The organism is Aminobacter sp. DSM 101952 (genome assembly GCF_001424795.1).
Lineage (GTDB): Bacteria > Pseudomonadota > Alphaproteobacteria > Rhizobiales > Rhizobiaceae > Aminobacter > Aminobacter aganoensis.
Genome location: NZ_LMCL01000033.1, coordinates 215,309 through 234,034, shown reverse-complemented (window position 1 = coordinate 234,034; position 18,726 = coordinate 215,309). Strand labels below are relative to the sequence as shown.

Here is an 18,726-nt window from a genome sequence, read left to right as displayed (position 1 = left end):
CTCTCACTTCACCCAGCACCATCCCAGGATACACCCGCGGATCACAACCTTTTGGGAAACGGCGAAGGGATTGCCTTCTGGCAGCGCCACCCGGATCAGCCTGGAGCGATCCCTTGGCCGCAGCATGTTCTGGAATTCGGCCGGCAGCGCATCGGCAATCTGGAGGACTCTTTCGACGGTGCCCTTGGTGCGCTCGCTCCCGGCACTGACGTCGACCTTCATCCCTGCCGTTACCGGGAACAGATATTCATCGGGCAGATACGCCAGGATGTATGATCGTCCGCCATTTATCTGGAGAAGTTCGTCACCCGGCCGTACGAACTGGCCGGAAACGGGGACACGTGAGCCGACCACGCCGGTATCGAGGGCACGGATATTGCCGTCCTCGTATATTTCCTTCAGCTTTGCGACCGCGCTCTCGGCAACCTGCCGTGACGCCTGGACCATCCGGACCTGGGCCTGATTGTCCAGGCCTTGCGCAGTCAGCTCAGCAAGTCTTTGGGCGGCTTGGAAGCTGGTGCTTACCGCATCGTCGCGAGCCCGCATGGGGATGAGCCCCCGCTTGGCGACGGTGTCCAGCCTGGCGACTGTCTCGCCACTCTCGCGCGAGGCCCGCTGCGCCAGCGGCAGCAGAGTCGATATCGTCGTCGATTGCCCCTGCAACTCGGTTTCTTTCACCACGAGTTCACTGGATCGCACGGAGAGGTCCGCGATCTCCTTCACCATTTCGAACGACTCGAGCTGGACAAGCAATTCGCCTTTTTTGACGACGTCGCCCTCGCTGACCATGACCTTGGTGATGGTGGCGGGATAGCTCGCGGCGACCACGCGCTTCTCGTTGAGCACGATCCCGTCAGCTGAGAGGAGGACCAGATTGCCAGCGAGATAGTACGCGATCAGCAGGAAAAACCCGGCCAGCAGCGCGAGGTAGATCGTCCTGCCGATGCGGCCGGAATGCGATCTTTGCTGTTTGTCGAGATTGTCTAGCAGTGTCCTTTTGCGGATGTGTTGCATTGGTCACCATGGCCTAAGCAGGCGCACTTTTGCCGGCACGTAATTGTCGCGATGCGAGCCCGAGAGAAACCACTCGTCGACATAGGCGTTCAGTCGCACGAAGCGCATGACATACGACATGAACAGCGAATAGGCAGGCAGGAAGGGTGCGTTTCGTGCAAAGGCGGCGCGGCCGGTTATCCGGCTGGCGAGGCCGAGCATCGCTGCGTCCAGCACCAGCAGTGCCAGTTGCAGGGAAACCAGGATTGAGATCGCATCAAGTCCGTAATTCGCGGCGAGCCAGAGCAGGTAGACGGGGAACATGACTGCGCTTGCGACGCCGAACAGCGCGAAGTCCCACTGATGCAATGCCTCCGCCGGGCGGAAATTTTGCCCAAAAGGGTTGAGCAGCCGGCGATGCTTCCGAAACCTGAGCCAGAAGGCGTCCCGCTCCCACCGCAAGCGCTGCCGGATGTAGGCATAAACGGACTCGGGAACGTCGGTGTAGCAGAGTGCATCGGGCACGAAGGCTATGCGCCATCCTGCCTGGCGCATGCGAATGGTGACATCGAGGTCTTCACCCCCGCCGACGTCAAGACCACCAACCTGGACCAGCGCTTCGCGGCGAAATGCTCCGAACGCCCCCGAACAGCATGTTACCTGCTCCAGCGACCCGCTGAAGCGCTTGCCCACGGATATGGATTCCAGATACTCGATTTCCTGAATTTGCGTCATCAGCGTCGCACTCGCGTTGCGGGGGGCGATGTCGCCACAGGCCGCCCCGACACGAGGGTCGTCGAAAGCCTGCAACAGCGCCTCAATGGCGAACCGGTCGAACGAGCAGTCGCAATCGACGTTTATGATGATGTCGCCCTGCGCGACCTTGCAGGCGAGGTTTACGCCGCTTGACTTCCCGCCCCTGACGTCCGTCGCCAGAATGCAGGTTGCATCTCCGGAGCCGACGATCTCGCGCGCCACCTGGCTCATCCGGTCGGTCGAGCCGTCGCTCACAATCACGATCTCGAAATCTGGAAAGGACTGTTCCCTGAGCGAGCGGACGCATGCCCGAATGGAATTGGCCTCGTTGTGTCCGATCAGGACGACGCTTACTTTGCGGGGCGCATTGTCGAACAATGGAGCCGCATCGACGCTCGATGGTTCTCTACGCTGGCTTAGCGCTACTGCGGCGAAGGGCAGGGCATAACGGGGCAGGTCGAACAACAACGTGTACCAGAATATCGCGCTCGACAGCGTCTGCGAAAGCAGAAGCGAGATGCTTAATTCGACATCGGTCACCCGCTTGCCCCATCCGAAGCACCCCACAGGATGCGTAGCCTCGGCTGCAGGTGATCCGACAGGACTGCCTCGCACATGTTGAGGATGACTTGTGCGTCGCCGTCCCTGTCGGATTGCGTGAGGTGGTAAAAGAGCACGAAATCGCGGTCTAGTGACGAGTGGACCGTGGCCATTCCTGCCAGATAGCCCTGCAGGTTTTCGGTGAACAACCTGCGAAGGGAGGAAAATATGGCCTCTCCGCTCCTGCCCACAATGGTGTCTTGCGCCTCGTAGACCAGTTCGGCAACGACGCAATCCTGCAGTGCCGGGAGCTCATTCGTCAAAGAGCGCAGCTCTTTATGCAGCCCATCCGGACAGTCTTTCAGTTGCGGCGGCGAAAGCAGCAGCTGGCTGGCCCGATTGGTCAGYTGGAGCGTGGCATATTCCGACAACGCATACGAGAACACATCGACCCGGGTTACCCTTTGGCCGTCGACCCCCGCGCCGCAATCCTGGCACACGAACCCGATAGCCGGCTCGGACGTCACATAGCGGCATCCACCACATACCTGCACATTTCCGGGCTTGTCATAGTCCTTCCCGTAGTTACGCAACTGCTTGCGGCATTTGGGGCAGACAAGAGCGTTGCCATTTCGGAATTCTGCCTCGGGGCCGAGTTGCGCACAGCTATAGTGATGGATCAGCGGCGACTCATCCAGATTGGCCGACCGGCACTTTGGGCATTCTTCCCTCACCACCAGCCTGTGTGAGCCACAGCTGTCACATTGGTGGTGTCGGTCGACGAATTGTCGTNTGGAGCGTGGCATATTCCGACAACGCATACGAGAACACATCGACCCGGGTTACCCTTTGGCCGTCGACCCCCGCGCCGCAATCCTGGCACACGAACCCGATAGCCGGCTCGGACGTCGCATAGCGGCATTCACCACATACCTGCACATTTCCGGGCTTGTCATAGTCCTTCCCGTAGTTACGCAACTGCTTGCGGCATTTGGGGCAGACAAGAGCGTTGCCATTTCGGAATTCTGCCTCGGGGCCGAGTTGCGCACAGCTATAGTGATGGATCAGCGGCGACTCATTCAGATTGGCCGACCGGCACTTTGGGCATTCTTCCCTCACCACCAGCCTGTGTGAGCCACAGCTGTCACATTGGTGGTGTCGGTCGACGAATTGTCGTTCGAGCCACCCCCGATTTGCGAGAGCTTCCGCGATCAGCCTTGTAGAATGGGTGTCGAGAAATCCTTTCATGGCATRGAAATATCTGGAGCTGGAATCCCGCACCGGCGTGAGCGGTTCGCCGGAAACGAACAGATGAGCGACCATCCTGGCCGCTGGAGTCTCCACCAGCAGGAATTTGGGCGACAGCCGTGCCCTTCTCTCCGAGAACTTCCGGATAGTGGCAGCCGTCCTCATGANTGTAGAATGGGTGTCGAGAAATCCTTTCATGGCATGGAAATATCTGGAGCTGGAATCCCGCACCGGCGTGAGCGGTTCGCCGGAAACGAACAGATGAGCGACCATCCTGGCCGCTGGAGTCTCCACCAGCAGGAATTTGGGCGACAGCCGTGCCCTTCTCTCCGAGAACTTCCGGATAGTGGCAGCCGTCCTCATGATCGAGTCAGGATCGGCGATGTCGAAATCGACGTCCGGGACGTGGCTGTATCCACCCGTCACGTTGATAACGGGTACCAAGCCAAGATTTCGAGCGCTTCGGAAATCGTCCAAGGCAGGGAGGTGCCGTTCGTCCGTGAGCACTATCGCGTCGACCTCTCCACTCTCAACGACCTTGAAGATCTTGCGGAGATTGCCAAACTTCGCGCTTGCCTGCGACCATCCTGGCCGCTGGAGTCTCCACCAGCAGGAATTTGGGCGACAGCCGTGCCCTTCTCTCCGAGAACTTCCGGATAGTGGCAGCCGTCCTCATGAGCGCGTTGGGATCGGCGATGTCGAAATCGACGTCCGGGACGTGGCTGTATCCACCCGTCACGTTGATAACTGGTACCAAGCCAAGATTTCGAGCGCTTCGGAAATCCTCCAGGGCAGGGAGGTGCCGTTCGTCCGTGAGCACTATCGCGTCGACCTCTCCACTCTCAACGACCTTGAAGATCTTGCGGAGATTGCCAAACTTCGCGCTTGGCCGTTCGTCCGTGAGCACTATCGCGTCGACCTCTCCACTCTCAACGACCTTGAAGATCTTGCGGAGATTGCCAAACTTCGCGCTTGCCTGCGGGAACAGAGCTACCCGTGGAACGGGTATGTCGAACTTTTCCCATATAGATTCTAGTATTTCTATTGAAGTATAGGGTTCTATTTTAAGGTTTTTTTCGCCTATCGCGATTGCTTCAAATTCAGAAAAACTCTGGCTCAACATCAACTGCCTCCACTGCAAAATCAACAGATGAGAAGTGTTTTGCAGACTGGAAAGTTTCTTTAAAAATTAATCTTCATTTGATGGTCGTCAATCGCATATTGGAGCTATCCAAGCGCATAGCTATTTTGATTTAGGAGCCAGTGAAAGGATATGATCGGCAAGTATTTTGGGTGGAAAATTGGCACTCTAGAGTGATGCCGCCAGGCGTACGTCCTGGCGGCATCACTCTGGATTGAGATGTGGCCGCGAAGCGGCCGGATGAGGGGGTGGCGTGGTTACGCATTCCCGATCAGCACGCCTGCCGCAAGCACCAGCGCGCCGCCGAGCACCACCTGGAACGTGGCGCGCAGGAACGGCGTCTCCATGAAGCGGTTCTGGATGTAGGCGATGGCCCAGAGCTCGAAGAACACGACGATCGCCGCGACCGTCGTGGCGGTCCAGAAATGCGGGATCAGATAGGGCAGCGCGTGGCCGAGGCCGCCGACGGCGGTCATGATGCCGGAGGCGAGGCCGCGCTTGAGCGGTGAGCCGCGGCCCGACAGCTTGCCGTCGTCGTGGGCGGCTTCGGTGAAGCCCATCGAGATGCCGGCGCCGACCGAGGCGGACAGGCCGATGAGGAATGTCTGCCAGGTGTCCTGCGTGGCGAAGGCGGCGGCAAAGATCGGCGCCAGCGTCGAGACCGAGCCGTCCATCAGGCCGGCGAGGCCCGGCTGGACATAGGTCAGGATGAACTGGCGCCGTTCGCCCACCCTTTCCTCGTCCTTGACGTCCTCCGGCACGAGCTTGTCGCCGAGGCGCTGGGCCAGCGTCTCGTGGCTCTGCTCGGCCGCGGCGAGGTCGCCAAGCAGCTTGCGGGTCGAGGCGTCGCTCGTCCGCTTCATCGCCTCGACATAGAAGCGGTAGGCTTGGCGCTCCATCTCCTCGGCCTGGTCGCGGACCTTGTCGATGCCCAGTGGCCGCACCAGCCAGTCGGGCTTGCGCTCGTAATAGCCGCGGACATGCTCGCGCCGGATCAGCGGAATGCGCTCGCCGAAGCGGGCGCGGTGCAGCTCGATCAGCGCGGCGCGATGGCCGTCCTCCTCCTCGGCCATGGCGTCGAAGACCTTGGCCGATTGCGGAAACTCGTCGCGCAAGCCGTCGGCATAGGCGCGGTAGATGCGGCCGTCGTCTTCCTCAGACGATATTGCGAGGGCCAGGATCTCCTGCTCGGACAGGGAATCGAAGGCGCGGCGGCCGAAGCCGAAGACACGGGACAACATGGGCGAATCTTTCAGTTTAGAATAATTCTAAACTAGGCATTTGCCACGCACCGGTCAATGCGCGGATGCGGCGCGTGATTTTTTTGCCGCACGCGCCGGGCGATGAAACGACGTTCCTTGTTATAGCCCAATGTTTGGCTATATAGCCTAATCTCACCTGATAGAAGGAATGCACCATGGCGGCCAGGCAGCACGCGCATCACATCGACCCTAAGCCCGTGCTCGAGCTGATCGCCAGCATCGAAGCGGATCTCGCGCGCCTCAAGGGCATGCTCGGGCCGCAGCCGGAAAAATTCGACCCGGCCAATCCGCACAACAAGACCTGCGACGGCAAGCTGACGCCCGACGGCGTCGAGTGCTGCTACCGCATGTTCGACGAGGGCAGCTCGCGCTACTCGGTGGCCCGCGCGATGAAGATCTCGTTCGCCGCCGCCACCCACCGCTTCAACGCCTGGCGCAAGGCCGGCGGCGAAAAGCGGGTGCGCTCGCTGCTCGGTTGAGCAACGCGCGTAACGGAGCCGGAGCGTCCAGCGCCCGGCTCCTGCGCGGCCCTTGCCGAAAATCCCTGCCTGGACGAAAAAGTCTCCGGCGCCTGTCGAAATCGATCTCCGTCGGGCGACATCCGTTTGCCCCGCGACGAAGCGGGTTGGAAACGCAGGAGACGACGATGCAGTACATGCTTCTCATCCACTTCGAAGAGACCGGCGAGGTTCCCAGCCCCGAAGAGGCAAGGCAGATGGGCGCGCCCTATGCCGCCTACAACGAGGCGCTGATCAAGGCCGGCGCGCTGGTCTCGGGCGAGCGCCTGCAGCCTTCGGCCACCGGCACCGTCGTGCGCGTCCGCGACGGCAAGACCGAAGTTCTCGACGGCCCCTTCGCCGCCACCAAGGAACAGCTTGGCGGCTTCTACGTCATCGAGGCGCCCGATCTCGACGCCGCCCTCAACTGGGCGGCACGCTGCCCCAGCGCCAGCAACGGCACCATCGAAGTGCGGCCCGTCTGGCCGACCCGCTAGGCATGGCCTCTGCCGCGGACCGGGCGCGGGCGGCAGCCGAAGCCGCTGCCCGCCGGAGTTATGGCCGGCTGGTCGCCTATTTGGCCGCGCGCAGCCGCGACGTCGCCGGGGCCGAGGATGCGCTCGCCGACGCCTTTGCCGCGGCACTCGTCAAATGGCCGGTGACCGGCGTGCCAAGTCATCCCGAGGCCTGGCTTCTGACCGTCGCGCGCCGCCGCGCCATCGACCAGCAGCGGCGGCGCATCGCCGGCGAGGCCGGCCAGGACCATCTGCGCCTTATCGGCGAGGAGCTGGAACAGGAGATGGCGCGCGAAAAATTCCCCGACGACCGCCTCGGCCTGATCTTCGCCTGCGCCCATCCGGCGATCGACCCGGGCGTGCGCGCGCCGCTGATCCTGCAGGCGATCCTCGGCTTCGATGCCGCCGCCATCGCCTCGGCCTTCCTGGTCTCGCCCGCCACCATGGGCCAGCGCCTGGTCCGGGCCAAGGCGCGCATCCGCCAGGCCGGCATCCCCTTCCGCGTTCCCGAAGCGGCGGAGCTCGGCGAGCGGCTCTCGGCCGTGCTGGAGGCGGTCTATGCCGCCTTCGCCGAAGGCTGGGCCGATCCGGCCGGCACCGAATCCCGCCGCCGCAACCTTGCTTCCGAAGCCATCTGGCTCGGCCGCCTGCTGGTCGAACTGATGCCCGGCGAGGGCGAGGCGGCCGGGCTGTTGTCGCTGATGCTGCACGCCGAAGCCCGTCGTGCTTCGCGCCGCGATGCCGGCGGCGAGTTCGTCCCGCTCAGCGAGCAGGAAACGCGGTTCTGGGACGAGGCCATGATCTCGGAAGCCGACGCGCTGCTCCGCCGCGCCGGCGCATGCGGCGGCATCGGCCGCTACCGCATCGAGGCGGCGATCCAGTCCGCCCATGCCGCGCGCCGCGTCACCGGCCGCACCGACTGGCCGGCGATCGCCTCCCTCTATGCCGGCCTGATGACGATCACCGCCTCGCCCGTCGTCGCCGTCAACCATGCGGTCGCGGTTGCCTATGCCGTCGGCCCGGCAGCGGGCCTCGCTTTGCTCGACGCCATCGATGACGCCCGCCTCGGCCAGTACCAGCCCTATTGGGCCGCCAGCGCCGAGCTTCTGTCGCTGGCCGGCAGGTTCCCCGACGCCGACAAGGCCTACGAGATGGCGACCGGCCTCGAAACCGATGCCGCCGTCCGCCGCTTCCTGCAACGAAAACGGGCGGCTCTCGCCGCCCGTTGAAGAGAAAAGGGGAAGGTCGCCCCTTAGCCGCCGAGGCCCTCGAACAGCACCGTCGACAGATAGCGCTCGGCGAAAGACGGGATCACCACGACGATGTTCTTGCCGGCATTTTCCGGCCGCGAGCCGACGACCACGGCCGCCTGCAGCGCCGCCCCCGAGGAGATGCCCACCGGCACGCCTTCCAGCCGCGCGACCAGCCGCGCGTTGGCGACCGCATCCTCGTTCGAGACCTTGACGATCTCGTCATAGATGGTGGTGTCCAGCACCTTCGGCGCGAAGCCGGCGCCGATGCCCTGGATCTTGTGCGGGCCGGGCTGCCCGCCCGACAGGATCGGCGATCCTTCCGGCTCGACGGCAACCACGTGCAGCGACGGCTTGCGGGCCTTGATCACCTGGCCGACGCCGGTGATGGTGCCGCCGGTGCCGATGCCGGCCACGAAGATGTCGACCGAGCCCTGCGTGTCGTTCCAGATTTCCTCCGCCGTCGTCGAGCGGTGGATTTCGGGGTTGGCCGGGTTTTCGAACTGCTGCGGGATGATGGCGTTCGGAATGGTCTGCACCAGCTCCTCGGCCTTGGCGATGGCACCCTTCATGCCCTTGGCGCCTTCGGTCAGCACCAGTTCGGCGCCGAGCAGCGCCAGCATCTTGCGGCGCTCGATCGACATCGTCTCGGGCATGGTCAGGATCAGCTTGTAGCCCTTGGCGGCGGCGGCAAAGGCGAGCGCGATGCCGGTATTGCCTGAGGTCGGCTCGATCAGCGTGCTCTTGCCCGGCTCGATGCGGCCGTCGGCCTCCAGCGCCTCGATCATGGCCACGCCGATGCGGTCCTTGACCGAGGCGATCGGGTTGAAGAACTCGAGCTTGGCCAAAAGGGTCGCCACCACTCCCTTTTCCTTGGCGAACTTGTCCAGCCGCACCAGCGGCGTGTCGCCGATGGTTTCGGTGATCGAGCCATAGATGCGGCCGCGACCGGGCGTACGCGTGGAGGTGACGGGCTGGTTCATTGATTTCGCTCCCGAAATTGCCTGAGATTGGTGCGACGAAGATAGGGTGTCGCACGGCAAATTCCGAGTGGGCGTCGTGCTGATTAGGGCCATTTCCCGGAAACGTGTTTCCGGGAAAGCCGAATGCAAGGAATGAAATTCCTGTCCGCCGCCTACTGGCGGACGGCGATCGCCGCTGCTGCACCGACCATGAAGCCGGCCGCCGTGCGGTTCAGCGCCTTCAGCGCACGCGGCGTCTTCAGGAACCAGCGCGCCTGCGAGGCGAGCGCCAGGTAGGGCACCAGCACGATCAGCAGCACCACAATGGTGATCGCCACCAGGATGCCGTAGTCGGCCAGCGTCACCGTGCGCAGGTCGACCACCGTCGGCGTGATCGCCAGGTAGAAGATCATCGTCTTCGGGTTGCCGAGCGTCACCGTCAGGCCGGCGATGAAGCTCGAGAACAGCCCGCCCTTGCCCTTCTTGGCCTCGATCGTTTCGGGCGTGATGCCGCTGTTCCAGAAGTTCCAGGCCAGCCAGGCGAGATAGGCGACGCCCAGCCACTTGACCAGCAGGAACACCATGCCGAAGGTCTGCGCCACCACGGCGAGACCCAGCACCACGGCCGTCAGGTAGGTCAGGTCGCCGACCACCAGCCCCAGCGACATGGCGAGCGACGAGCGGAAGCCCGAGCCCAGCGCCCGTGCCACCAGCGCGGTCACGCCGGGGCCGGGAATGGCGGCGGCAATGGCAAGCGCGCCGCTATAGGCGAGAAATCCTGTCAGCGTCATGGAAACGGCCTGGATGTCGGTTGATCGACGGCTCTATGCCACGAAACCGGTATCCGGGGAATGGCGCGGGCGTTGGGCCAGCGATCACATTTTGCCGGAAGGCGCCTCAGACATCGACATTGCTCGCTGCCTCGTGTATGCGCTCGGTCCCGCTGCGGCCTTTCACTGGATCGGCCGCCCGATCACGCAGAAAAATTCAGGACGAGACGATGCGACCGGCTTTCGGCGGCATAGACTTTGGCACTTCCAACTCCACCGTCGGCGTCATCGAGAACGGCCGCCCGCGCCTCGTCGCGCTCGAGGGCGAAAACGTCACGCTGCCTTCGGCCATCTTCTTCAACTTCGAAGACAACCAGACGGCACTGGGCCGCCACGCCATCGGCGAATACACCGACGGCGCCGAAGGCCGCCTGATGCGCGCGCTCAAGAGCGTGCTCGGCTCGTCGCTGGTGCATGAAAAGACCCGCATCAAGGCCAGGCAGATCGCCTTCACCGACATCATCGGCATGTTCGTCGGCCATCTCAAGGACCGCCTCGAAGGCCATGTCGGCGAGCCGGTCGAAAATGTCGTGATGGGCCGCCCGGTCCAGTTCGTCGACGACAATCCCGAAGCCGACGCCGCGGCCCAGGGCGAGCTCGAAAAGGCCGCCCGCGCACAGGGCTTCAAGCACATCGACTTCCAGTTCGAGCCGATCGCCGCAGCTCTCGATTACGAGCGCACCGTGACGGGCGAGGAACTGGCGCTGATCGTCGACATGGGCGGCGGCACCTCCGACTTCTCCATCGTCCGCGTCTCGCCCGAGCGCGCCGCCTCCAACGACCGCAAGGCCGACATCCTGGCCAATCGCGGCGTCCACATCGGCGGTACCGATTTCGACCGCCTGCTCTCGATCGCCCATGTCATGCCCGAGCTCGGCTATCTCACGCCGACCAAGGACGGCAAGCGCAACCTGCCTGCCGGCTATTTCATCGACCTGGCGACGTGGCAGCGCATCAACCTGCTCTACACGCCCAAGGCCAAGCTCGACCTGCGCCAGATCCGCTTCGAGGCACAGCGTCCCGAACTCATCGACCGGCTGATCGAGGTCGTCGACCAGCGGTTCGGCCATGCCTTGGCGACCAGGGTTGAAAAGGCCAAGATCGAGCTCACCGATGCCGCCGAAGCCTCCATCGACGTCTCGCTGCCGGCAGCGAAGTTCACCGCCTCGCTGACCCGGCAGGGTCTGGAGGACACCATCCGCGCCGCGGTCGGCCGCGTCACCGCCACCGTTGCCGATACGCTTGAAGAAGCGCAGGTGCGGGCCGGCGACATCACCGCCGTCTTCCTCACCGGCGGCTCGACCGCCATTCCGCTGGCGCGCCAGAGCATCCTGGCGCTGGTGCCGGAAGCCAGGATCGTCCAGGGCGATGCCTTCGGCTCCGTCGGCCTCGGCCTCGCCCTCGACGCCCAGCGCAAGTTCGGCTGACGGGCAAATCTCCGATGCGCCAGTAGCATTGCTGCCGTCGACGTGGTGGCCATGCCGTGAAGGTCGAGCGCCGCCACGGTTCGGAACGCGGCGGCCTATCCCCTGAGCAAATCCTGCGCGTCCCGCACCGAGGCCGCGTAGCTGACGGCGGGATGCTTGACGCCGTGGTTGATCAGCATCCGCCGCATCTGCGGCGAGGCTCCGGTGATGAAGAAGCGGACGCCTGCCTGCCGTGCCTTGCGGGCGGCACCTTCGAGCACGTTCGCCGCCGTCGAATCGAGAAACGGCACGCCCGAGCAGTCGAGGATGAAGTTCTTGCGCTGGTCGGCGATGCGGTCGAGCACGGTTCCCACGGTCGAGGCCGCGCCAAAGAAGAACGCTCCCGAGATGCGGTAGATCACCGTGTCGGCATCGCCGGCGTCGCTCGCTTCATAGGCATGGCGGCTGCCATTGCTGGCGTCGGCCACGTCCTCCTGCACCAGCGGCCGGTCGCTCTCCACCGCGATGCTCTTGGCCATGCGGTCGATGAACAGGATGGAGCCCAGCGCAAAGCCAACCACGATGCCTTCGGTCAGGTCGCGGAACACCACCAGGAGGAACGTCACCATCAGCACCAGCGCGTCGCCCCATGACGAGCGGATCAGCGTCGCGAAGGCCTGCTTCTCGACCATGTTCCAGGCAACGACCGCAAGCACGCCGGCCAGGGCCGCCAGTGGGATGTAGGAGGCGAGCGGTGCTGCCACCAGCATGAAGGCGAGCAGGAACAACGCATGCAGCATGCCCGACACCGGCCCATGCGCGCCGGCCCGCACATTGGTCGCGGTGCGGGCAATGGTGCCGGTGACGCAGATTCCGCCGAACAGCGCCGAGCCGATATTGGCAAATCCCTGCGCCACCAGCTCGCAATTGGACCGGTGCCGCCGCCCGGTCATGCCGTCGGCGACGACCGCCGATAGCAGGGATTCGATGGCGCCGAGCAGCGCAAAGGCCACCGCGTCGGGCAGCACGGCCATCGCCTTGTCCACGCTGAAGGCGGGCAGGGACGGCCAGGGCAGGCTGCGCGGAATGCCGCCGAAGCGCGTGCCGATGGTCTCCACCGGCAACGCCAGCAATGCCGTGGCGAGCGCTGCCACGCCGACGGCGATCAGCATGCCGGGCCAGTGCGGCCTGGCACGCTTGAGCACGAGGATGGTGCCGATCGTCAGCGCCGTCACCGCCAGCGCCGACGGATTGGCCGTGCGTGCCGCCAGCGCCAGCGCCTCGAGCTTAGGCAGCAGCGCTCCCGGTTCCTTGCCGGCCAGCGTCAGGCCGAACATCTCGCTCAGCTGGCTGGCGAAGATGATGACGGCGATGCCGGCGGTGAAGCCCACCGTGACGGGGTAGGGGATGAACTTGATGTAGGTGCCGAGCCTGAGATAGCCGATCGCGACCAGCATGACGCCGGCCATCATCGTTGCCAGCAAAAGGCCCTCGACGCCCTCGCGCGCCACCGTCGCCGCCACCAGCACGATGAAGGCGCCCGCCGGCCCGCCGATCTGGAAACGGCTGCCGCCGAGCGCCGAGACGATGAAACCGCCGACGATCGCGGTGAACAGGCCTTTGTCGGGCGAGACGCCCGATGCGATGGCGATCGCCATCGACAGCGGCAATGCCACGATCGCCACCGTCAGCCCGGCAATCGCATCGGCCCTGAACTGGCTTGCGCCATAACCCTCGCGCAAGACCGTCACCAGCTTCGGCGTGAACAGCTCCGCGAAGCTCGGCTGCCTGTGCTGGTCCTGTTGCCCTGATTTGCTGCCTGCGTCCATCATCCCACCACGTCGCAACGCGGCGGGATCGTCGGCAGGACTGTCGGCGGTCGCCGTCGCGGCTACATCACGCGGATCGTTAAGAGCTCAGGCCTTCTTCTTCAGGCGCACGCCCCGGCCGCCGCTGTCGCTCTCGCCGATCAGCTCCACGCCGGCGGCATCAAGCGCCTCGATGACCTTGGTCAGCGTGTCGACCACGCCGCGCACCACGCCCTCGCTCGCTTCCATGCGCTGGATCGTCGGCACCGAAACCCCCGCCAGTTCGGCGAGCGTCTTCTGGTCGATGCCTGCCAGCGCTCGTGCGGCGCGCATCTGTGCGGCTGTGATCACTTGAGATGTTCCCGTCTCGATCCGCAACATCAATGTATCATACATTCATGTTGATGTTTCAAGCATCATTATTGATGCCTGTAGCGTGTGTCATGCCTCGCCGATTTTCGGCCGCATCAAATAGCGGCTGACCAGCCAGCACAGCGTCGCCCAGGCAAAGCCGGCGCACCAGCCGGCCAGCACGTCCGAAGGCCAGTGGACGCCGAGATAGATGCGGCTGATGCCGACCATCAGGGTCGTCAGGATGGCGACGGCGAAGACGAAGATCGTCGTCGCCCGTCCCGGCAGGAACCGCGCCAGAAGCGCGCCCAGCGTCAGATAGGTCACCGCCGACAGCATCGCGTGACCGCTGGGAAAGCTCATCGTGTAGACCTGCGCCAGATGCGGCACCAGGTCGGGCCTGGGACGGTCGATGCCGAGCTTGAGCAGGCTCGACAGCACCTGGCCGCCGGCCACCGAGGCGAACACGAACAGTGCCGGACCCCAGCGCCGGGTCATGCCGAGATAGATGACGACGATGGCGGTGATGTAGATCAGCACCGAGGCGCTGCCGAGCGCGGTGATGTCTCGCATCGCCTCTTCCAGCCATGACGGGCCGATCGGGTCGGCCGGGTTGCCGGCTTCGCGGAAGAACAGCAGGATGTCGGTGTCGAAGGCGTGCGGCGCCGCGTCGCGCGCCACCTCGGACAGCTCGACGAAGCCCCACAGCCCGCCGGCGATGATGATACCCGCCGCCAACAGCGAGAATTCGATCCTGTTCCACAAGCTCTGATGCATCGTCGTGCCGTTCCCTTCCACCTTGGGATGGCCGCTTCCGGGCCCGTTCGCAACAAGTTCGGAACAAGTGGGGAGCTCTTTCCCAAAGAAAAGGCATGCATGCAAAAGGTCGCAGCGCGCTCGCGCCGGTCACGTTTGGCGGCAGGGCGGATTTTCGGCCACACTGTCATGCTGCTGTTATGCGCGGCAACTAGCGGTCTCGGCGAACCCCAAGCCGAACACCCGCCAGAGGTTACCAGATGAGCCAGCCCCACGATCAGAAGTTCCGCACGTCGATGCTCGAGGACAATGACGGCCCCGGCCACAACCCGACCGACAACCGCACCATGGGCGACATCATCGCCCGGCGCTTCTCGCGCCGCGGCTTCCTCCAGGGCTCGCTCGCCGTCTCGGCCATCGCCGCCACCGTCAGCCCCATCGCCATCATCCTCGCCGACGATGCCCGCGCCGCCGGCGGCTCGGCCTTCACCTTCGACGAGGTCGCGGCCGGCATCGACGACAAGCACCATGTCGCCGCCGGCTACGACGCCGACGTGCTGCTGCGCTGGGGTGATCCGATCTTCGCCGATGCGCCCGAATTCGACCCGCTCAACCAGTCGGCGGAAGCCCAGGCCAGGCAGTTCGGCTACAACAACGACTATGTCGGCTACATCGAGCTCGAAGGCTCGTCCGAGCACGGCCTGCTCGTCGTCAACCACGAATACACCAACGAGCACCTGATGTTCCCGGGCATCGTCAAGCTCGTCGACGGCAAGATCGAGGTGTCTTCCGCCGACCAGAAGCGCGTCGACATCGAGCTGGCCGCCCATGGCGGCTCGATCGTCGAGATCCGCAAGGACGCCGGCAAGTGGCAGGTCGTCCGCGACGGCAAGCTCAACCGCCGCATCACCGCCACCACCGAGATGCAGCTGACCGGCCCGGCCGCCGGCCACGACCGCCTCAAGACCAATGCCGACGCCACCGGCACCAAGGTCTTCGGCACGCTCAACAACTGCGCCGGCGGCGTCACGCCCTGGGGCACCTACATCATGGCCGAGGAAAATTTCCACGGCTATTTCGGCGGCGAGCTGCCCGCCGACCACCCCGAAGCCGCCAACTACGAGCGCCTCGGCGTGCCCGAAGGCACCTATGAGTGGTTCAAGTTCTACGACCGCTTCGACGTCTCCAAGGAGCCCAACGAGCCCAACCGCTTCGGCTGGATCGTAGAGGTCGACGTCAACGACCCGACCTCGCTGCCCAAGAAGCGCACTGCGCTCGGCCGCTTCAAGCACGAGGGCGCGGAATCGATCGTCGCCTCCGACGGCCGCGTCGTCTTCTACCTCGGCGACGACGAGCGCTTCGACTACGTCTACAAGTTCGTCACCGCGGGCAAGTTCAATGCGCAGGACCGCGCCGCCAATCTCGACCTGCTCGACGACGGCACGCTCTACGTCGCCAGGTTCGCCGAGGACGGCGCCTTCGAATGGCTGCCGCTGGTCCAGGGCGAAGGCCCGCTGACCGCCGACAACGGCTTCGTCAGCCAGGCCGACGTCGTCATCGAGACCCGCCGCGCCGCCGACCTGCTCGGCGCCACCAAGATGGACCGCCCCGAGGACATCCAGCCCAACGCCGTCAACGGCAAGGTCTATGTCATGCTGACCAACAACACCAAGCGCAAGGCCGATCAGGTCGACGCCGCCAACCCGCGCGCCGAAAACGCCTTCGGCCACATCATCGAGCTGATCGAGGACGCCGGCGACTTCACCGCCACCAGGGGCAAGTGGGAAGTGCTGCTCAAGTGCGGCGACCCGGCGATCGCCGAGGTCGGCGCCTCGTTCTCGACCTCGACCACCGAGAATGGCTGGTTCGGCATGCCCGACAACTGCGCCGTCGATTCCGCCGGCCGCCTCTGGGTCTCGACCGACGGCAACTCGCCCAAGGCCACCGGCCGCACCGACGGTCTCTGGGCCGTCGACACCGAAGGCGAGGCCCGCGCCACCTCCAAGCTGTTCTTCCGCGTGCCCGTCGGCGCCGAGATGTGCGGCCCGCTGTTCACGCCCGACGACCAGACCGCCTTCGTCGCCGTCCAGCATCCGGGCGACGGCGGCGAGGACTGGGAAGGTTTCGGCCGCCCGTCCTATTACGAGGACCTGTCGACCCGCTGGCCCGACTTCAAGCCCGACATGCCGGTCCGCCCGGCCGTCGTCGCCATCACCAGGCAGGGCGGCGGCAAGATCGCGGTCTGAGCCCGACCGAACCTTGCCACGACAATGGGGGCCGCCTGGCCCCCATTTGCCCTGCCTCTGATGTGCTTGCGTGCATCTGTTTCGGTTGACGAATCGGGGACGCGTCGGCATCTTTTGCCTGTGCGTGGCTCACGCCCAACCTCCCCGGACCTTCCCCAGCATGGTCCTCCCAGGAGGCAAAGGGACAGTTGTCTCGGGTCGTTGTCTTGGTCCTGATGTTTCGGGTGTGGTTGCTGGGGAACGCCGTCCGAGACGTGAAAGGCCCCGACGATGACCGAAAACCGAAACTTCAAGCGTCGCGTGCGCGCTCGTGCTGCCAGGACAGGCGAGTCCTACACCTCCGCACTCAGGCACCTCCGCCCATCCAGCAACTCGCAGCCTCAGGCCAGGTCCGTGCGTCTGGCCGTCGCCCAGACCACTGCCTGCGACGATCCCCGCGACATCGCCGGCCTGCGCCGTGCCGCGTTAGAGATACGCCGCCTCATGCTCGAGGCGCGTCAGCTGGGCGCGCGGCTGGTGCATTTCCCCGAGGGCGCGACCTGCACCCCCAACAAACGCACCATGTCCAGCACCGGGCGCGAACACATCGGCCCATCCGATTGGACCCGGTTCGAATGGGCTGTCTTGCGCGAGGAACTGGACGCCATTGGGACATGTGCGCGCGAACTCGGCTTATGGACGGTCTTGGGCTCGGTGCACCCTCTCACCGAGCCCAACCGGCCGCACAACTCCCTGTACGTTGTCTCCGACCGCGGGCAACTGGTGACGCGCTATGACGAGCGCATGCTGTCCAACACCAAGGTCTCGTTCATGTATGCGCCCGGCTCGATCCCGGTCACCTTCGATGTTGACGGTGTCCGCTTCGGCTGCACGCTCGGCATGGAGTCGCACTTCCCGGAACTCTTCGCCGAATACGAGCGGCTCGATGTCGATTGCGTGCTGTTCTCGACCACTGGCGGGGCTTTGCCCGATGGTTTTTCTGCCGAGATGCAGGGTCATGCGGCCAGCAACAGCTACTGGACCAGTTTCGCTGTCCACGCCCAGCACAGCGCGACGGCACCGTCCGGCATCATCGCATCGGGTGGTCGATGGGCCGCGCGGTGCCCAGCGGATGGCTCTGCCGCCATCGCCGTCGCGGACATTTCTTGCGATGCACAGAACCTGTCTCGCCCTTGGCGGCGCACCGCTCGCTCGGGCATCTACGAACCGCATCTGGTGAATGGCGACCCGCGTAGCGACGATCGCGACAGCTTCTAGACTTTAGGAAAGGGCACCGACCACTGCGGGCGGACCGGTCCCGATCGCCCGCGGCCTTACTTCCCGGCCAGCGCCGGCCCGAGCGTGATCAGCGCCACGGCCACGACCGCGAGCCCGACGCCGATGCCCTGGATGCCGCTCAGCTTCTCGCCGAAATAGACGATGGCGACGAGGTTGACGGCGATCAGTTGGATGACGGCCGACAGCGAGAACGACACCGACATGCCGAAGTCGCGCACCAGGCGCAGCATGATGAGGTTGCCGAGGGAATAGAGGAGCAGCGTCACCACCAGCTTGCCGATGGTCGGCTCGATGCCCCAGGTCTTGGCCACCATAGCGGCGATCAGGAAGATGACGGTCGAAAAACCAATCAGTGAAAGGCCGATAACTGACATGTGAGGCAAGCTCCCGAGAATGCCCGCGATTTGCTCCGAATGCCGCCCCAACGTCAAGCAGCGCGGCGACACGGTCCAACGCTATCGCGGCATCCCGCGCAAAAACCCTCCCGTCCGGAGACGGGAGGGCGGGCAGCTTCACGTCTTGGGAGCCCCTGATGCCATCAGGGATAGGTACACTTGCCTTTCTGCGGTTCGCCCTGCGGGCCGGGGGTGCCGGTTTCTTCCCAGTCGCCGCCATGGCCGGCGCAATAGGCGATCATCAGGTTGCACGATGCCTTGTTGTTGCACGTCTCGACATGGCCCTGTGCCTGTCCGCCGCCGCCCGGCGCCTTGAGGCCGAGCGGGTGCGGCGGTGGTGCCGGCACGCGGGCCTTGAGCTGGGCTGCGGAGGCAGCGCCGGCAAAGGCCGACATCGACAGGGCAAGCGTCGCGATCAGCGACGAACGGATGATGCTGTTGGTCATGGTCGTCATTTCGGGTTCTCCTCTGGGACACCTTGATCTTGCGGCT

At 64.5% G+C, this 18,726-nt stretch carries 18 protein-coding genes; 6 read left to right on the top strand and 12 right to left on the bottom strand.

Annotation, left to right across the window (positions count from 1 at the left end; translation table 11 throughout):
* Nucleotides 1-3 precede the first annotated feature (3 nt).
* The 5 genes from ASC75_RS22910 to mbfA all read right to left on the bottom strand — a co-directional run bounded on the left by ASC75_RS22910 (nucleotide 4) and on the right by mbfA (nucleotide 5,919).
* The gene (locus ASC75_RS22910; RefSeq protein ID WP_055980974.1) at nucleotides 4-1,014 is read right to left on the bottom strand and encodes an HlyD family efflux transporter periplasmic adaptor subunit; all 1,011 of its coding nucleotides are present in this window, start codon (nucleotides 1,012-1,014) and stop codon (nucleotides 4-6) included.
* A 3-nt stretch (nucleotides 1,015-1,017) separates the two neighbouring features.
* Nucleotides 1,018-2,289, bottom strand: a complete 1,272-nt coding sequence (locus ASC75_RS22905; protein WP_055980971.1) for a glycosyltransferase — start codon at nucleotides 2,287-2,289, stop codon at nucleotides 1,018-1,020.
* A gap of 1,416 nt (nucleotides 2,290-3,705) precedes the next feature.
* Nucleotides 3,706-3,981: hypothetical protein (locus tag ASC75_RS26585; protein WP_210168390.1), on the bottom strand; the 276-nt coding region annotated here is incomplete at its 3' end.
* 85 nt (nucleotides 3,982-4,066) lie between these two features.
* Nucleotides 4,067-4,660 (bottom strand): hypothetical protein, encoded by a 594-nt coding sequence (locus ASC75_RS22890; protein WP_156381364.1) that lies wholly within the window; start codon nucleotides 4,658-4,660, stop codon nucleotides 4,067-4,069.
* A 275-nt stretch (nucleotides 4,661-4,935) separates the two neighbouring features.
* Nucleotides 4,936-5,919 (bottom strand): iron exporter MbfA, encoded by a 984-nt coding sequence (gene mbfA / locus ASC75_RS22885; RefSeq protein ID WP_055980959.1) that lies wholly within the window; start codon nucleotides 5,917-5,919, stop codon nucleotides 4,936-4,938.
* A 176-nt stretch (nucleotides 5,920-6,095) separates the two neighbouring features.
* On the opposite strand from mbfA, the gene ASC75_RS22880 reads away from it, so the two are divergent.
* The 3 genes from ASC75_RS22880 (at nucleotide 6,096) to ASC75_RS22870 (ending at nucleotide 8,181) form a co-directional block, all read left to right on the top strand.
* Nucleotides 6,096-6,419 (top strand): hypothetical protein, encoded by a 324-nt coding sequence (locus tag ASC75_RS22880; RefSeq protein ID WP_055980956.1) that lies wholly within the window; start codon nucleotides 6,096-6,098, stop codon nucleotides 6,417-6,419.
* Between the two features lie 167 nt (nucleotides 6,420-6,586).
* Nucleotides 6,587-6,934, top strand: a complete 348-nt coding sequence (locus ASC75_RS22875) for a YciI family protein (protein ID WP_055981055.1) — start codon at nucleotides 6,587-6,589, stop codon at nucleotides 6,932-6,934.
* Nucleotides 6,935-6,936: 2 nt separating this feature from the next.
* Entirely contained in the window at nucleotides 6,937-8,181 is a 1,245-nt protein-coding gene (locus ASC75_RS22870; RefSeq protein ID WP_055980954.1) for a DUF6596 domain-containing protein, read from the top strand.
* 23 nt (nucleotides 8,182-8,204) lie between these two features.
* On the opposite strand, the gene cysK is transcribed toward ASC75_RS22870, so the two are convergent.
* Nucleotides 8,205-9,185: a cysteine synthase A gene (gene cysK / locus ASC75_RS22865; RefSeq protein ID WP_055980951.1), complete on the bottom strand. Its 981-nt coding sequence runs from the start codon at nucleotides 9,183-9,185 to the stop codon at nucleotides 8,205-8,207.
* 152 nt (nucleotides 9,186-9,337) lie between these two features.
* The gene (locus ASC75_RS22860; protein ID WP_055980948.1) at nucleotides 9,338-9,955 is read right to left on the bottom strand and encodes a LysE family translocator; all 618 of its coding nucleotides are present in this window, start codon (nucleotides 9,953-9,955) and stop codon (nucleotides 9,338-9,340) included.
* Between the two features lie 209 nt (nucleotides 9,956-10,164).
* On the opposite strand from ASC75_RS22860, the gene ASC75_RS22855 reads away from it, so the two are divergent.
* Nucleotides 10,165-11,421 carry an Hsp70 family protein gene (locus ASC75_RS22855; RefSeq protein ID WP_055980946.1) on the top strand — a complete coding sequence of 419 codons (1,257 nt, stop codon included), beginning with the start codon at nucleotides 10,165-10,167 and terminating at the stop codon, nucleotides 11,419-11,421.
* A 95-nt stretch (nucleotides 11,422-11,516) separates the two neighbouring features.
* Here ASC75_RS22855 and ASC75_RS22850 read toward each other — a convergent pair whose 3' ends face one another.
* From ASC75_RS22850 to ASC75_RS22840, 3 genes are all read right to left on the bottom strand, one after another.
* On the bottom strand, nucleotides 11,517-13,232 hold the full coding sequence (locus tag ASC75_RS22850; RefSeq protein WP_156381363.1) for a SulP family inorganic anion transporter: 1,716 nt from the start codon (nucleotides 13,230-13,232) through the stop codon (nucleotides 11,517-11,519).
* An 84-nt stretch (nucleotides 13,233-13,316) separates the two neighbouring features.
* Nucleotides 13,317-13,559 carry a helix-turn-helix transcriptional regulator gene (locus ASC75_RS22845; protein ID WP_055980943.1) on the bottom strand — a complete coding sequence of 81 codons (243 nt, stop codon included), beginning with the start codon at nucleotides 13,557-13,559 and terminating at the stop codon, nucleotides 13,317-13,319.
* A 90-nt stretch (nucleotides 13,560-13,649) separates the two neighbouring features.
* Complete coding sequence (locus ASC75_RS22840; RefSeq protein ID WP_055980940.1) at nucleotides 13,650-14,336, bottom strand: phosphatase PAP2 family protein; 687 nt, start codon at nucleotides 14,334-14,336, stop codon at nucleotides 13,650-13,652.
* Nucleotides 14,337-14,575: 239 nt separating this feature from the next.
* Here ASC75_RS22840 and ASC75_RS22835 point away from each other — a divergent pair, with 239 nt between their 5' ends.
* Nucleotides 14,576-16,561, top strand: coding sequence for a PhoX family phosphatase (locus tag ASC75_RS22835; protein WP_055980936.1), 1,986 nt, complete (start codon nucleotides 14,576-14,578; stop codon nucleotides 16,559-16,561).
* A gap of 270 nt (nucleotides 16,562-16,831) precedes the next feature.
* Nucleotides 16,832-17,818 carry a carbon-nitrogen hydrolase family protein gene (locus tag ASC75_RS22830; protein ID WP_055980933.1) on the top strand — a complete coding sequence of 329 codons (987 nt, stop codon included), beginning with the start codon at nucleotides 16,832-16,834 and terminating at the stop codon, nucleotides 17,816-17,818.
* A 56-nt stretch (nucleotides 17,819-17,874) separates the two neighbouring features.
* Here the strand turns inward: ASC75_RS22830 and ASC75_RS22825 are convergent, their stop codons facing one another.
* A complete protein-coding gene (locus ASC75_RS22825) occupies nucleotides 17,875-18,213 on the bottom strand; it encodes a hypothetical protein (RefSeq protein WP_055980930.1) in 339 nt (112 codons plus the stop codon).
* 164 nt (nucleotides 18,214-18,377) lie between these two features.
* Complete coding sequence (locus ASC75_RS22820; protein WP_055980927.1) at nucleotides 18,378-18,689, bottom strand: hypothetical protein; 312 nt, start codon at nucleotides 18,687-18,689, stop codon at nucleotides 18,378-18,380.
* Between the last annotated feature and the right edge of the window lie 37 nt (nucleotides 18,690-18,726).

Bases quoted from the DNA above. Each gene is read 5' to 3' on its own strand.
- ASC75_RS22825 (WP_055980930.1), bottom strand. From the start codon at position 18,213: ATGTCAGTTATCGGCCTTTCACTGATTGGTTTTTCGACCGTCATCTTC.
- ASC75_RS22835 (WP_055980936.1), top strand. From the start codon at position 14,576: ATGAGCCAGCCCCACGATCAGAAGTTCCGCACGTCGATGCTCGAGGAC.
- ASC75_RS22870 (WP_055980954.1), top strand. From the start codon at position 6,937: ATGGCCTCTGCCGCGGACCGGGCGCGGGCGGCAGCCGAAGCCGCTGCC.
- ASC75_RS22875 (WP_055981055.1), top strand. From the start codon at position 6,587: ATGCAGTACATGCTTCTCATCCACTTCGAAGAGACCGGCGAGGTTCCC.
- ASC75_RS22840 (WP_055980940.1), bottom strand. From the start codon at position 14,336: ATGCATCAGAGCTTGTGGAACAGGATCGAATTCTCGCTGTTGGCGGCG.
- ASC75_RS22855 (WP_055980946.1), top strand. From the start codon at position 10,165: ATGCGACCGGCTTTCGGCGGCATAGACTTTGGCACTTCCAACTCCACC.
- ASC75_RS22830 (WP_055980933.1), top strand. From the start codon at position 16,832: ATGACCGAAAACCGAAACTTCAAGCGTCGCGTGCGCGCTCGTGCTGCC.
- ASC75_RS22910 (WP_055980974.1), bottom strand. From the start codon at position 1,014: ATGCAACACATCCGCAAAAGGACACTGCTAGACAATCTCGACAAACAG.
- cysK (WP_055980951.1), bottom strand. From the start codon at position 9,185: ATGAACCAGCCCGTCACCTCCACGCGTACGCCCGGTCGCGGCCGCATC.
- ASC75_RS22880 (WP_055980956.1), top strand. From the start codon at position 6,096: ATGGCGGCCAGGCAGCACGCGCATCACATCGACCCTAAGCCCGTGCTC.
- ASC75_RS22890 (WP_156381364.1), bottom strand. From the start codon at position 4,660: ATGTTGAGCCAGAGTTTTTCTGAATTTGAAGCAATCGCGATAGGCGAA.
- ASC75_RS22820 (WP_055980927.1), bottom strand. From the start codon at position 18,689: ATGACGACCATGACCAACAGCATCATCCGTTCGTCGCTGATCGCGACG.
- ASC75_RS22850 (WP_156381363.1), bottom strand. From the start codon at position 13,232: ATGATGGACGCAGGCAGCAAATCAGGGCAACAGGACCAGCACAGGCAG.
- ASC75_RS22860 (WP_055980948.1), bottom strand. From the start codon at position 9,955: ATGACGCTGACAGGATTTCTCGCCTATAGCGGCGCGCTTGCCATTGCC.
- mbfA (WP_055980959.1), bottom strand. From the start codon at position 5,919: ATGTTGTCCCGTGTCTTCGGCTTCGGCCGCCGCGCCTTCGATTCCCTG.